The 13845-nt window shown below is 36.4% G+C and carries 12 protein-coding genes; 2 read left to right on the plus strand and 10 right to left on the minus strand.

Features of this window, described 5'->3' with window-relative positions; genetic code table 11:
• Positions 1-10 precede the first annotated feature (10 nt).
• Both D9842_RS14605 and D9842_RS14610 read left to right on the plus strand, forming a co-directional pair.
• On the plus strand, positions 11-1057 hold the full coding sequence (locus D9842_RS14605; RefSeq protein WP_121663149.1) for a cytochrome d ubiquinol oxidase subunit II: 1047 nt from the start codon (positions 11-13) through the stop codon (positions 1055-1057).
• A 71-nt stretch (positions 1058-1128) separates the two neighbouring features.
• Positions 1129-1314 carry a hypothetical protein gene (locus D9842_RS14610; protein ID WP_121663150.1) on the plus strand — a complete coding sequence of 62 codons (186 nt, stop codon included), beginning with the start codon at positions 1129-1131 and terminating at the stop codon, positions 1312-1314.
• A 46-nt stretch (positions 1315-1360) separates the two neighbouring features.
• Here D9842_RS14610 and D9842_RS14615 read toward each other — a convergent pair whose 3' ends face one another.
• From D9842_RS14615 to D9842_RS14660, 10 genes are all read right to left on the minus strand, one after another.
• Complete coding sequence (locus D9842_RS14615) at positions 1361-2272, minus strand: metal ABC transporter permease (RefSeq protein ID WP_121663151.1); 912 nt, start codon at positions 2270-2272, stop codon at positions 1361-1363.
• Positions 2262-3578 (minus strand): metal ABC transporter permease, encoded by a 1317-nt coding sequence (locus D9842_RS14620; RefSeq protein WP_121663152.1) that lies wholly within the window; start codon positions 3576-3578, stop codon positions 2262-2264. Before D9842_RS14620 ends, D9842_RS14615 begins: the two co-directional genes overlap by 11 nt.
• Before the next feature lie 81 nt (positions 3579-3659).
• Positions 3660-4409, minus strand: a complete 750-nt coding sequence (locus D9842_RS14625; protein WP_121663153.1) for a metal ABC transporter ATP-binding protein — start codon at positions 4407-4409, stop codon at positions 3660-3662.
• Positions 4410-4514: 105 nt separating this feature from the next.
• Positions 4515-5462: a metal ABC transporter solute-binding protein, Zn/Mn family gene (locus D9842_RS14630; RefSeq protein WP_162987442.1), complete on the minus strand. Its 948-nt coding sequence runs from the start codon at positions 5460-5462 to the stop codon at positions 4515-4517.
• A gap of 580 nt (positions 5463-6042) precedes the next feature.
• Positions 6043-7149 (minus strand): o-succinylbenzoate synthase, encoded by a 1107-nt coding sequence (menC, locus tag D9842_RS14635; RefSeq protein ID WP_121663154.1) that lies wholly within the window; start codon positions 7147-7149, stop codon positions 6043-6045.
• Entirely contained in the window at positions 7146-8615 is a 1470-nt protein-coding gene (locus D9842_RS14640; RefSeq protein ID WP_121663155.1) for an o-succinylbenzoate--CoA ligase, read from the minus strand. The genes menC and D9842_RS14640 overlap by 4 nt, the downstream gene beginning before the upstream one ends.
• A gap of 89 nt (positions 8616-8704) precedes the next feature.
• Positions 8705-9523 (minus strand): 1,4-dihydroxy-2-naphthoyl-CoA synthase, encoded by an 819-nt coding sequence (menB, locus tag D9842_RS14645; protein WP_121663156.1) that lies wholly within the window; start codon positions 9521-9523, stop codon positions 8705-8707.
• An 11-nt stretch (positions 9524-9534) separates the two neighbouring features.
• Positions 9535-10338: a 2-succinyl-6-hydroxy-2,4-cyclohexadiene-1-carboxylate synthase gene (menH, locus tag D9842_RS14650; RefSeq protein WP_121663157.1), complete on the minus strand. Its 804-nt coding sequence runs from the start codon at positions 10336-10338 to the stop codon at positions 9535-9537.
• On the minus strand, positions 10335-12086 hold the full coding sequence (menD, locus tag D9842_RS14655; RefSeq protein ID WP_121663158.1) for a 2-succinyl-5-enolpyruvyl-6-hydroxy-3-cyclohexene-1-carboxylic-acid synthase: 1752 nt from the start codon (positions 12084-12086) through the stop codon (positions 10335-10337). Before menD ends, menH begins: the two co-directional genes overlap by 4 nt.
• Positions 12073-13488, minus strand: a complete 1416-nt coding sequence (locus tag D9842_RS14660; RefSeq protein WP_121663159.1) for an isochorismate synthase — start codon at positions 13486-13488, stop codon at positions 12073-12075. Before D9842_RS14660 ends, menD begins: the two co-directional genes overlap by 14 nt.
• Positions 13489-13845 lie beyond the last annotated feature (357 nt).

Consider the following 13845-nt stretch of genomic DNA (forward strand, 5'->3'; position numbering starts at 1 on the left):
GTGAATCAAAATGACTGCAGATTCATTACTCGCAATCACAGTATTATGGGGGTTCGTGTTTATTTATGCTGTTATGGCTACAATGGATTTTGGAGCAGGCTTCTGGTCCATGGTTTATTTTAATAAAGAAAAAACAAATGCAACAAACATCGCGAACCGTTATCTCTCTCCCACATGGGAAGTAACAAATGTATTCATTGTGGCCATTGTTATCGCGCTAGTTAGCTTCTTCCCAGGAGCAACATTTATCTTGGGGACAGTCCTACTCCTTCCTGGGAGTTTCATCTTAATACTATTAGCTTTACGAAGTGGTTTTTTAGTGTTTTCACATGTTGCAAAGGACTATGAAAAAGGTTTAACCTATGTTTCCGGAATTTCAGGATTTATTATTCCAGCGTTACTTATGCTTGTGTTGCCGATTACACATGGTGGCTATATTGATGTTGATGTTGTAAATGGTGTACATCAGCTTAACTTCGGTGCTTTATTTACAAGTCCAAACATCTACGCCTTCATTGGATTTGCTGTTAGCAGTACACTGTTTTTATCATCGCTGCTGCTTGCAGACTATTCAAATGTGGCGGATGAACTCGAAGCTTATCGTGTTTATCGTCGTGATGCATTAATTCTTGGTCCCATTTCTTTATTTACAGCGTTTTTAATTATGCTAACCTTAAGAGTCGAGGCAAATTGGCTTTATACGAATATGCTTGAGTACCTCCCCTTTTTAATTGGGTCAGTTCTTTTGTTTGTTGTTGCTGGTGCTGCTTTATTTCTTCCATCAGCAAAGCATAAGCAACGAATTGGAAGACCTAGATTAGCAGTAGTTGCTGTAACCATTCAATATTTATTAGCAAGTTATGCATATGGACGGGCTCATCTTCCATACATGATTTATCCTGACGTCACAATTGAATCTGGTTTTACACATCCAAATACGTTTCGAGCATTATTCATCACTTATATTGTCGGATTTCTCATTCTTTTTCCTGGATTCGTTTACTTTTGGAAACTCTTTATGAAAGATAAGCGCTATTTAAAACAAAATGAATCTTAAATAAGTCTTACATATTTTTTCTTCTTTTAGAAAAAATAAAGTGGTGATAAAACGAGCAAGGGGGATGTAACATGAAAGAAAGCCTGATTGAGTCATTCCGTCAAGATGTGAAAAATTCAAATGCTGACTCGTTTCCGATGTTTGTAGATTCTTTTACAAATTTATGGGACTATGAGTTCGGTTCACTGGATGACCTTCCACAAGATGTTGATGACTTAGTTGCTGATCGTGCAATTGAATATGGATTAATGGAATAACAATAACATACTAATGATACCCTTAATACTTAAAGAATCCCGGCTGTTAGATGCCGGGATTTGTTGTTGCAGTTTTAGCAGTAGCTTTTGATAGCTTTTTTTGTGCTCGTTTTTTTGCAAGTAACCCATGCTTTGGTGAAAATAAAAATGCAAGGGCGAAAAGAACACCAGTTGACGTTGCCATCGCACCTGCAATCGACACATTTAATAAGGTTGCCATGTAATAACCACTTATCGCAGAGAAAACACCGATTCCCGCGCTAATAAACAGCATATTTAGTAATTTATCTGTTAGTAAATATGCTGTAGAGGCAGGGACAATGAGCATTGCCACAACTAAAATGGCACCAACACTATCGAATGAGGCAACTGTAGTAATTGAGAGCATACCCATCTGTAAGTAATGAATAAATAAGACGGGAATTCCAATGGCTACAGCCATTTCAGGATCGAATGAGCTAATCTTAAATTCTTTATAAAAGAAGATAATGATTAATAAATTGACAATAAACACAAAACCTAGAAGCCAAACTGCTTTTGGACCCAATTCCATCCCATTCCACTCGACTATATCCCACGGGATAAATGTGATTTCCCCCATTAAGGCGTGATCCACATCTAAATGGATATTTCCTGCAAAAACAGAAAGAAGAATAACTCCGACGGCAAAAAGAGATGTAAACACAATCCCAATCGCAGCATCCCCTTGGACACCCTTACCACTCAATACCTGAACAAGTAAGGCTGTTAATAAGCCTACAACAACTGCACCAATTAAAAGGGATGGACCATCTAGACTACGGCTAACTAAATATCCACCGACTATTCCTAATAAAACAGTATGTGAGATCGCATCCGCTAGCATCGCCATTTTTCTTAAAACGAGAAAACACCCAATCATTGCACATGTAATGCCTACTAATGACCCTGTGATGATAATCCAAGCATCATAAGTCATTTACCATCACTCTCCTATCTCCCAGACTCGTTGACTTCGGTATCAGTAATGGTGCACGATCATGGATACGCAACAATTTAAGCAGCTGATCTTTCGTTTCTTTTGAAATAGCATTTAAATTAAGATCGTCTCTTGTTTTCAACTCTAAATGGGCAAATTCCATCTCATGCATTAAATACATTTCATATAGTCGCTGTTGTAAAACTAGTTCGTATCCTGACTCAATACCTTTTTCGGTTAACATCCATTTACCATTACTTGATGGTTTAATATACTCCTTCTTTTCCAGTACATTTTTAGCATGTTGGTAAAGGCTTGGTGTAACCTTTCTTTTTAATAAAACCTCTTCTTCAGTAATTTCACGCAGATTTCCGCCTTCTGCTACATCATAAAAGCTTAAGAAAATTTGCTCTACTGCTGTTCGTTTTCTTAAATGTAGCTGTTTTATTGCCTTTGCAAGCAAGCCTCTTTTTGGAGCAAAAATGAGCGAAATGATAAATAAGATTGTTGCAGCAATAATGATAAGTGGACCTGTTGCCATCCCTTCCATAATTGTACTTAATAGTGTTCCAAATACTCCAGAAATGCCGCCGATAAAGCCTGAAATAATAATCATTGAGCTTAATTTCTCAGTCCAATATCTTGCACTAATCGCAGGAGTAATGAGCATAGCTGCCATCAACACAACACCAACTGTTTGTAAGCCAATGACAACTGAACAAACAATGAGTAAGAGTAAGAGCCCATTAAAGAATTTTGCCGGTATCCCAATTCCTTTTGCAAACTGAGGATCAAATGTAAGCAATTTGAATTCTTTGTAAAAGACTGCCGTAATCGCCAATAAGATGATCGCTATTATTGTAATTAATTGTACATCTGCTGCAATCATTGAAGCTGCCTGCCCGAAAATAAAGTCATCTAAACCACTTTGATTTCCAGCACCATTATGTTGGATATAGGTTAATAGAACAATCCCGAATCCAAAAAACACAGAAATGATAATACCAAGTGCCGAATCCTCTTTTATTCTGGAATGATTAATAATCACTTGAATGAAAAACGAAGAAATTAAGCCTGCTATTATAGCTCCAATTAAAAACCAAAGAAGCGATTTTGAACCATATAGTAAATAGGCAATGCACACTCCAGGTAAAGCCGAATGAGCCATCGCATCACCTATTAAGCTTTGCTTTCTTAATAACGTAAAGCTCCCGACAACTCCACTAGCAATCCCCAGGAGCATTGTGCCAATTAGTACCCATTGGGTATTTGGATTTTGAAGTTGTAACAATAGTTCTTCAAACATTTGCTTCACTCCTATTTATTCTAAAGGAACTAACCGTTCCGTATCCTTCTTTAAGAAAGCCATGATCTACTATCTTTCATTTTATTTCCCTTCAACAACAACCGATTGGTCTTGTAGAAATGTTAGTTTTCCACCATACGTTTTTTGAAGATTATCGATTGAGAAAGTATCCTTAGTTGGACCAAACGCAACTTTTCTCATATTTAATAGAAGAACCCAATCAAAATACTCTTCTACTGTTTGTAAATCATGATGAACAACTAGAACCGTTTTCCCTTTTGCCTTTAATTCATTTAGTAGAGCGATAATGGCTTTTTCAGTTGCTGCATCCACTCCAACAAATGGTTCATCCATAAAGTAAACATCTGCATCTTGAGCAAGTGCTCTTGCTAAAAAAACCCTTTGCTGCTGCCCACCAGAAAGCTGACTGATTTGACGATTTTCAAATTCAAGCATTCCTACTTTTTTAAGACACTCTCTAGCAAACTCACTATCTTTCTTACCTGGTCGTTTAAACCAGCCAACATGACCATATCTTCCCATTAAAACAACATCTAAAGCATTTGTTGGGAAATCCCAATCCACAGATCCACGTTGTGGAACATAGCCCACACGCTTTCTTTGCTTCTTGTATTGTTCACCAAATATATTTACTTCACCAGAAGCTGCTGGAATTAACCCTAAAATCCCTTTAATTAAGGTTGACTTTCCAGCACCGTTTGGGCCAATAATGCCAATTAATTTTCCTTCAGGTACCTCAAAACTTACTTCCTGTAAAACAGGCTTCTGATGATACGCAATTGTTAAATTTTCAACTGTAACAGGATTCATTCATTAACACCAACCTTTTTGCGGTTTCACTTATATATATACCAATAGCTAAGAACAAATTGTTTTTTTCATTCTTAGCTATCAACCCTTATAACTATCGTGACTCTATTTTAAAGAAGATACAATTGTGTCTACATTGTGTTTGAACATACCAACGTATGTGCCTTCTTCTGTTCCTTCTTCACCCATAGCGTCAGAAAAAAGCTCACCACCGATTACTACTTCATGACCTTGTTTTTTTGCACCTTCTACTACTGCACTAATTGACTTCTCTGAAATACTACTTTCAATAAACACAGCTTTAATGTTTCTCTCTACTAATGTATCTACCAACGCTTGAACATCTTTTAGTCCATATTCAGAATCAGTACTCAATCCTTGTAATCCCATTACTTCTAATCCATATGCATGCCCAAAATAAGCAAAGGCATCATGAGCTGTTACTAGAACACGACTTTCTTCTGGAATGGTTTTAATTTGCTCTTTTGCATAAGCATCCAAATCCTCTAATTCTTTTTTATAGTTGGCCGCATTTTCCTTAAATAATTCTTCATTATCAGGAGATTGCTTTGTTAATTCCTCTTCAACTGCATCAACAGCATGAATCCATGCTTTGATATCAAACCATACGTGAGGATCGTGTGCAGTTGAATCATCTGCTGCCAATAACAGATCTTCTGGAATTGAATCACCAACAGCAACTGTCGCTTTATCCTCTGACATTTTTTCAAAAATTTCACCCATTTTACCCTCTAAATGAAGACCATTGTAAAAAATCATATTTGCTTCATTTAATTTCTGGATATCTCCTTGAGAAGCTTGATAAAGATGAGGGTCGACTCCTGGTCCCATTAATGAAGTAACTTCCACTTTATCTCCACCCACATGTTTTACGATATCTGCTACTTGACCTGTAGTTGTTGTAACATTAATTGTTTCACTAGAAGTTCCGTTTCCTTCAGCTACATCACCATTTGTCTGTTCACTACCACATGCCGATAATAAAAATACTGCTAGAATTGCTGTTCCTACACTCGCCAACCATTTTTTCACCTTTTACTCCTCCATTTCGCGTTTCATTTTTATATTCATGGTTGAAACTTTCCTATTTTTGCTGGGTCAAAAGTAGTTTATGTAGTATTTTAGTATGTGTGCTACTTTTTTTACTCGTATCATTTTTTGTTAGTCGATCTAAAAAAGTTTCCTTAAGGCAACAATAAAACATCTGGACTTTTATGTCAATCATCTTTTCTCGACAATTTGCAGTATTAGAAAAACTTGCTTACCACCAGTCCTAATGGCGAAAGCCTTCGTTTTTCTTATACGATCGCCCATAAAATTTATATACTTTCTGATCGTAAAAAAAAGGATAACTCTAACTATGCACTCAGTGGTTATACTGAATTCATAATCTTGAGTTATCCTTAAAAGAGCAGAAAGAGAAACTAACTTTCAGTAAATTTGTTAATCTTTCACCATGATTATACTCAGTTGCTTGCTCTCATAAAAATCTTGATCATTTTATTTTGCCTCAAAAAATGACTCTAAAATTTAATTTTGTTAAGTTGAAAATTTAATTTTAACCTGTTATTCCCATCAAAAATATGTTTTTATAGATATTTTACAACATTACCTATTTTACAGTTGTAATTGATGTTGCGAGTTCCTTTATCATATCTTTTTTCACATCAAACCCTATCCCTAGTCCATTTTGTAAACTAATTTTCCCTGCAACACTTTTTATTTCCGGATCAACGATATCCTGCTCCCAATATCTTGAGGATGATGAGATATCTCCCGGAATTGTAAAGTTTGCTAGTGATGCTAATGCAAGATTATGTGCCCTTGAAATACTTGTTTCAAGCATTCCACCACACCAGACGGGTATATCATTTTTAAGACATAGATCATGTATTTTCTTTGATTCAGTTAACCCACCTACGCGCCCCGGTTTAATATTAATAACTTGGCAACTTCCCAATTCAATTGCTTTTCTGGCATCTTCACTAGTTGTAATACTTTCATCTAAGCATATAGGAGTTGATAGTTTCTCTTGAAGCTTGGCATGATCAATAATGTCATCTGCTGCGAGTGGTTGTTCAATCATCATTAATCCAAATTGATCTAGTTCTTTTAATCTTTCAACATCTTTCAGTGTATAGGAAGAATTGGCATCTGCCATTAAAGGTAAATCAGGAAACCTTTTGCGTATTTCCTCTACTATTTTCATATCTTGGTCTGGTGAAATCTTTATTTTAAATCGTTTATATCCTTCCTCATTGTATCGAGTAATTTGCTCGATCATATTTGAAAGGGAAGATATCCCGACGACAACACCACACTCAATTTCATTTCTTACGCCTCCTAATGCTGTTGATAAGGATATATTTTTCTTCTTAGCATAAAGATCCCATATTGCCCCCTCTAGAGAGGCTTTTGCCATTTGATTTCGTTTTATTCTTTTAAAAATCTCCTGCAGTTCATCTGGGTGTTCAAAAGGCTCAGAAATGACTAATGGGATAAGAATGTCTTTAAGAAGATGAAAGCAGGTTGAAATCGTTTCTTCTGTATACCAAGGCGTTGAAAAAGCCACTACCTCTCCCCATCCACTTACTCCATCACAATCAATCACCTCAACTATAATACTATCTCGATCCGAAACATATCCTATGCTTGATGTAAACGGGACTTTCAACTTCTGAGTTATATGATACAATGTGACTTTTTCAACTTTAATCATTTAGACATTCCTTTTTCTAGATATTTTCTAAGTTCTTTTCTCAAAAGCTTATTAGATGCATTTCTTGGAAGCTCTTCTAAAAATGTTATATGATGAGGAACTTTGTATTTTGCCAATCGCTCTTGACAGTATGCAAGAAGATCTTCACGATCCATTTTTTCAGTTGTAACAAGAAAAGCATAAGGGACCTGTCCCCATTTCTTATCTTCTATACCAACAACACCCGCATCCTGGACAGCTGGGTATGAGAGTAAGACATTTTCGATTTCTGCAGGATATACATTTTCTCCACCAGAAATAATTAAATCTGATCTTCTATCTAATACATATAAAAAACCATCATTATCGATATAACCTTGATCACCTGTGTGAAACCAACCATTTGTAAATCCGCTTTTTGTCGCTTCCTCCCGCTTCCAGTAACCCTTTGTAATAGTTGGTCCTTTAACGAAAATCTCGCCCTCTTCGAACGGTGAGCATTCTCTTCCATTTTGCATGATTTTCATTTGACATAAAAATAATGGTTTACCTGCTGATCCTATCTTTTTCATGCTATATTCAGGAGATAAGGTAACAATTTGTGAAGAGGTTTCGGTCATTCCATACGTTTGAAAAACGGGGATTTGTTTTGTGAGGCTTTTTTCAAGCAAGTCTTTTGGAACTGGTCCTCCTCCTGCAAGCATACATCGAAAGCTCTCCGGGTATTTGTTATGGCCAAGGTCATCTACCATTTGATTTAGCATTGTTGTGACAACTGACACAATGGTTCCCCCATCTTCAAAGATAGCTCGATTCATTTTTTTAGCATCAAATCTCTCAAATAAGATGATGCCGATTCCATAAATAACACTTCGAAACAAAATCGATAATCCGCTAATATGAAATAACGGAACAGCTAACAACCAACGATCTTCTTGTACTAGTCCCAGATTTAATGCAGAACCAATTGCACTTGACCAATGGTTTCCGAACGTTTGTAGTACACCTTTTGGATATCCTGTTGTTCCAGATGTATACATGATGGTTGCCACTTGATCTGCCTTGTACTCCTCAATTTCTTGTATGTAAACAGGACTTTCTATATCTTTGAGGTGGTCTACAACAATTAAATTTGCATGATCATCTAGTTTTTCCGCTAATTCTTCATGACAAATAACAGAAACAGCTTCAGCATCTGATAGTTGAAAAGCTAGCTCTTGATTTGTTAAGCGATGATTTAATAATACAGCTATAGCCCCGACAGAGAAGAGCGCATGAATCACTTCAATCATATCTATGCTGTTTTTCATGAGCACCCCTATATGCTCATCCTTTTTTACCCCAAGAGAGATTAATTGTTTTACTCTCTTTTGAACACGTTTATAAAGCTCGTCAAACGTCAATTCTTCATTTTCTACTTTAACAGCCAAACGATTTGGTGTAAGATTTGCTCGTTGCTTTAACCAGTTAGGGAATGTCTCATTCATAAAAAATACCTTACCTCCTTTAATATATATTTTTAATAAAAAAAGCTTGATGAGAAAAGGATCACCAAGCTTTTGAAATCGTATAAGGCTTAAGGGAAACGAGGGAATTGTTTGAAGTCCGGAGTACGTTTTTCTTTAAACGCATCGCGGCCTTCTTTTGCTTCATCCGTTGTATAATAAAGCAATGTTGCATCCCCAGCAAATTGCTGAATTCCTGCAAGTCCATCTGTATCCGCATTAAATGCTGCTTTTAAGAAACGAATAGCTGTTGGACTTTTTTCTAATATTTCCTCACACCATTTTACCGTTTCTTCTTCTAATTGTTCTAATGGAACAACTGTATTGACTAAGCCCATATCTAAAGCTTCTTGTGCACCATATTGTCTGCATAGATACCAGATTTCACGTGCTTTTTTGTGTCCTACTATGCGAGCTAGGTAACCTGAGCCATACCCTGCATCAAAGCTTCCCACTTTAGGACCAGTTTGTCCAAATACAGCGTTATCCGCAGCAATTGTTAAATCACAAACGATATGTAATACATGTCCACCACCGATTGCATATCCTGCAACCATCGCGATAACAGGCTTTGGAATGACACGAATTAATCGTTGTAAATCAAGTACGTTTAAGCGGGGAATTTGATCATCACCTACATAACCACCATGGCCACGCACTTTTTGGTCTCCACCTGAACAGAAGGCTTTTCCACCTTCACCTGTTAAAATAATGACACCTACATTTTCATCATCTCGAGCTCGAGCAAATGCATCAATTAACTCTGTCACCGTTTTCGGTGTAAATGCATTATGTACATGTGGACGGTTAATTGAAATCTTTGCTATTCCATTATATGTTTGATAAATGATTTCTTCATACTCACGCTGTGTAACCCATTCAAATGCCATTTTTGTACCTCCTAATTATTTTGAGATAAAAACTCACTTACTATTTTACCAAAAATTCGCGGTTGTTCTACATGAATTGTATGTCCTGCATGATTTATTTCCTTTAAGTAGCTAGTAGGAAGGTATTTGTGCATATTTTTAGCTATATCACAAAACTTTATATCCCATTCACCACACAACAATAACACAGGGATCTCTATACTTGGGAGCTGCTCCCACCAGGATGGTTGAGATCCTGTCCCCATCCCAATTAAACTGTTAGCAAGTCCTACAGGATTATTTTGTAGCCTAAGTAATCTCAGTTTTTGTTTTGTTTCCAGTGATAATTGGTCTTGCGTGGAGAATAAGGGAATTTCCTCCCATCGTTGTACAAATTTTTCTACTCCATGACTCAAAATTTCTTCAGCAAGCTTTTCATCCGATACTTTTCGATTGTGTCGTTCCTTCGGGTTATTTAAACCAGGTGAACTACTCTCAAGAATCAGTGTTTTTACTCGTTCCGGGAATGAAGCAGCAACAGATAAAGCTAATCTTCCTCCCATAGAATATCCTAAAATATTCGCACGGTTAATTGATAAAGTATCTAATATTTCAACAATATCTTTAACAACCTCATTCATTTCATATCTTGAAGGATCTGAAGGAGATTCTGTTTTACCATGTCCAATAATGTCAATTAAAACAAGTTGATGCTGTGGAAATTCAGCTAATATATGGTTCCAATTGGCAATACATCCTGTAAAACCATGTAGTAAAACAAGTGGTTCACCGTTTGAAATGACTTCAACGTTATAATCGATACCTCTTATTTTCATTGTTTCAACACTTTTCTTATTTCCTGGGAAACATGATCTAACAATTCCCGATGAATCTTGACACGTGTCAGTCGATCTGTTTCAAGTTCAACAACCTGTAATCCGCTGTTGTTCCATTCATTTGTAAGATAATTCTGGAGTTCATTCCAGCTCTCAATCTTCACATATTTCCCCTCATACATTTCTACCACTTTCGAAAAATTTAATCCAGTCGGAGTTCCGTAAAGTGTTTCAAAATGCTTTTCTTCTTTTGACTGAGGAAGAAAAGAAAAGATCCCGCCACCATCATTATTAACTAAAATGACCGTTAGATTAAGCTGGTTCATTTTTGCTACTAAAAGACCATTTAAATCATGAAAGAACGATAAATCACCTATTAATAAAAACGTAGGCTTTTTCTGATCTACGCTAACACCTAATGCCGTAGATACAATTCCATCAATACCGTTGGCTCCTCTATTAGCAATGATCTCTATTTCTTTATCATGATTTCTAAAAAACGTATCAACATCCCGTATCGGCATGCTGTTTCCGACGAATAATCGGCTACCATCAGGTAAGAGTTGTTGAAGTTCACTTACTACCTTTCCTTCAAATAACTCATCGATTTTAACCAGCTCATGATTAATTCTTTCTGAAAAGACCTGATTACATAACAACCATTTATTATAATAATCCGAGAATTCCTTAGCTGGTATTATGTTCCCAAGCTCCTTACAAAAATAATGCGGCATACAAGTAATGAGATGTGAAGCATTTAAAGTTGGGTCCCGATATTCTTCACTTGAATCGACAATAACCTGTACAATATCCGGATTATTTTTCAATAAAAGCATAAGAGGCTTGGAAACAGGCATAGGGCCAAACCGAATAATCACTTCTGGTTTAAGCTCATTAACTAATTCAGGATCTTTTAATATCGAGTCATATCCATCAATGATACCTTGCTTTTTATGCTTACCTGCTCTTAGTTGAGAAAGAGGGTCGGCAAGGATCGGGAATTTTAGTTTTTCAGAAAGCTTATTCACTTCTGTAATAAAATCTGGATCGTTTTGTTCTCCACACACAATAATTCCTTTAGAAAAGCTGTTCACAAGTTGAACCGACATCTCCATTTGTTCTTTCGTTAAAAGTACTTCACCTAGTGTAGTATGTAAATAAGTTGTTCGATCTTCTGTTGTACTCCATAAGTCATTAAGAGTTAAATTGGGCAGTAAAGGCTCTCTAAATGGAAAATTCAAATGAACCACTCCCTCAGGATGTGCAGAAGCAATTGACACTGCTCTACCTGCAATTGTCCTAACATATCGAAACATTCCTACTTGTTCTTCAGGTAAGGCTACGTCGACAAACCATTTTGGGTAATGGCCATACATTTGAATTTGATCAATTGCCTGTGGTGCTCCAACATCTCTTAACTCATGAGGTCTATCAGAAGTTATGACTATTAATGGAACTCTTGAGTAACGCGCTTCAACAATTGCTGGATAATAATTAGCTGCTGCAGTACCAGATGTACAAACTAATACAACAGGTCTTTTATTACACTTAGCTATACCAAGTGCAAAAAAGCCTGCTGATCGTTCATCAATATTAATGTAACAAGTAAGATCTGGATGCTCCGCCATTAAAATGGCCAAAGGAGTTGAGCGAGAACCTGGACTAATAACAACCTCTGCAACTCCTAAACGAGCCAGTTCATCAACAAAGTTGGCGACGTATCTGGTTAGTGTATCACCAGTCTTCATTTACGATTCCTCCCAAAGCAGACAGCATTGGCTTAAGTTTTATTTTAGTTTCTAGATATTCCGATTTCGGATCTGATTCTTCCACAATTCCACATCCTGCAAATAATGCAGCATTCTGACCTTCCAATAACCCGGAGCGAATTGCTACAACAAATTCACCGTTATTATCATGATCAAGCCAACCAATTGGACCTGCATACCATCCGCGATGCATTGGTTCAAGCTCTCTAATTTTTTCAATCGCTTTATCTTTAGGATACCCACCCAAAGCAGGTGTGGGGTGTAATCTTTCTACCATTGAAAGAAAGGAAAGTCCTTCTTTGGCAATCCCCTTCACAGGAGTGTAGAGATGTTGGATATTTTTCGTTTTATATAAGATTGGATATTTCGGTACACTTACTTCATCACAGCAAGTATCAATAGCAGCCTTGATCATTTTAACAACAATACTGTGTTCAATTAAGTTTTTGTCATCATTTAATAGTTGATGACCTAATCCTTGATCTTGTTCTTCTGTTTTCCCTCTTTTAATCGACCCAGCCAGACAGGTTGATAATACCTGAGTGTTTTTCTTTTTAATTAATCTTTCAGGAGTAGCCCCAACAAAGTGCTGATTTCCAATTTCAAAATCAAAAACATAGCTTGTTGGCTGTTCCTTTAGAAGATTATTTATGACTTGATAAGAATTTATTTTCTCTGTGAACTTTAGATGTACTTCACGAGCTAAAACTACCTTATCCATTTCTTTTGATTGAATATCCTTAGTTGCCTGTTGGACTGCCTTTAACCATTCAGACGTTTTATACTCAATAGTTGAAAATTCGTTAACCTTTTCACAATCTAATGAATAAGGAAACGAATGACTAAGTTCAATACTATTTTCAAAGTGCTTAATACAAACATCAAGTTCATCGTAAGGTGAAATGATTTTGTTAATAGTAAGATATGTTTTATTCTGAACAATTGAAAGCATTGTAGTTGGAAGTACAAATTTTGCTTCTGCAAATGAATCCCAAAGAGGACTTTTCTCTTTTATAGGATCAAATGAAAAACCTCCGAATAACAGTGGGCCTGTCCCTATTTCATTCTTCCGATCAGAAATAACCTTTTTAGGGGAGCGCTTCCATTCTTTTTCAATTTCCTGAAATCTTTGATTAGACTCTTTATTATTTTCGATAACTAATTCATTTCCTAGACCAACCATCGTAAAATCCCGTTCAGGTGTTGACCAAACAAATCGTTCTCCTAAGGAAAGTTCTTCACCGGAAGCAAAGAAATGAAGGGGGTCCATTGCATCCACTTCTTTTACGCTGCTAACGATCACAGATTGATTCGTCTGCTTTGCCTCTTCCAATGCCTGCTGTATAAATTCTTTTATTGTATGATCCAAAGTAGTTATCAAGCTTATCCCCCCGACACCAAAAATTGCTTATATTAAGATACACCTAGCTAGGTTGTGTGTCAATATAGAAAAGCGCGCGGCACCTTAACTTGCCCGTCCTGTGCCTTGATTAGGCTTTTTAAAACTATACACCAAACTAAGTTCATATTTTATCAATTCTGTTTTTAGAACCAAATTGTTATAACCTTATTATATATCTTGTTGTTCAGGATTAAAATGAAAACGTCTTGATGACAAAGTCATTTTATAGGTACAAATGGTAATAATAAGCTAGGATCTTTGATTTGAAAAGCATTGACACCCCTTGGTTATTTTTCTAAACTATGTTATGGAGTCGTTTTACATGTTCTATTTGTT

The organism is Metabacillus litoralis (assembly GCF_003667825.1).
Classification (GTDB): Bacteria; Bacillota; Bacilli; order Bacillales; family Bacillaceae; genus Metabacillus; species Metabacillus litoralis_B.

Bases quoted from the DNA above. Each gene is read 5' to 3' on its own strand.
- D9842_RS14605 (WP_121663149.1), top strand. From the start codon at position 11: ATGACTGCAGATTCATTACTCGCAATCACAGTATTATGGGGGTTCGTG.
- D9842_RS14610 (WP_121663150.1), top strand. From the start codon at position 1,129: ATGAAAGAAAGCCTGATTGAGTCATTCCGTCAAGATGTGAAAAATTCA.
- D9842_RS14615 (WP_121663151.1), bottom strand. From the start codon at position 2,272: ATGACTTATGATGCTTGGATTATCATCACAGGGTCATTAGTAGGCATT.
- D9842_RS14620 (WP_121663152.1), bottom strand. From the start codon at position 3,578: ATGTTTGAAGAACTATTGTTACAACTTCAAAATCCAAATACCCAATGG.
- D9842_RS14625 (WP_121663153.1), bottom strand. From the start codon at position 4,409: ATGAATCCTGTTACAGTTGAAAATTTAACAATTGCGTATCATCAGAAG.
- menC (WP_121663154.1), bottom strand. From the start codon at position 7,149: ATGATTAAAGTTGAAAAAGTCACATTGTATCATATAACTCAGAAGTTG.
- D9842_RS14640 (WP_121663155.1), bottom strand. From the start codon at position 8,615: ATGAATGAGACATTCCCTAACTGGTTAAAGCAACGAGCAAATCTTACA.
- menB (WP_121663156.1), bottom strand. From the start codon at position 9,523: ATGGCATTTGAATGGGTTACACAGCGTGAGTATGAAGAAATCATTTAT.
- menH (WP_121663157.1), bottom strand. From the start codon at position 10,338: ATGAAAATAAGAGGTATCGATTATAACGTTGAAGTCATTTCAAACGGT.
- menD (WP_121663158.1), bottom strand. From the start codon at position 12,086: ATGAAGACTGGTGATACACTAACCAGATACGTCGCCAACTTTGTTGAT.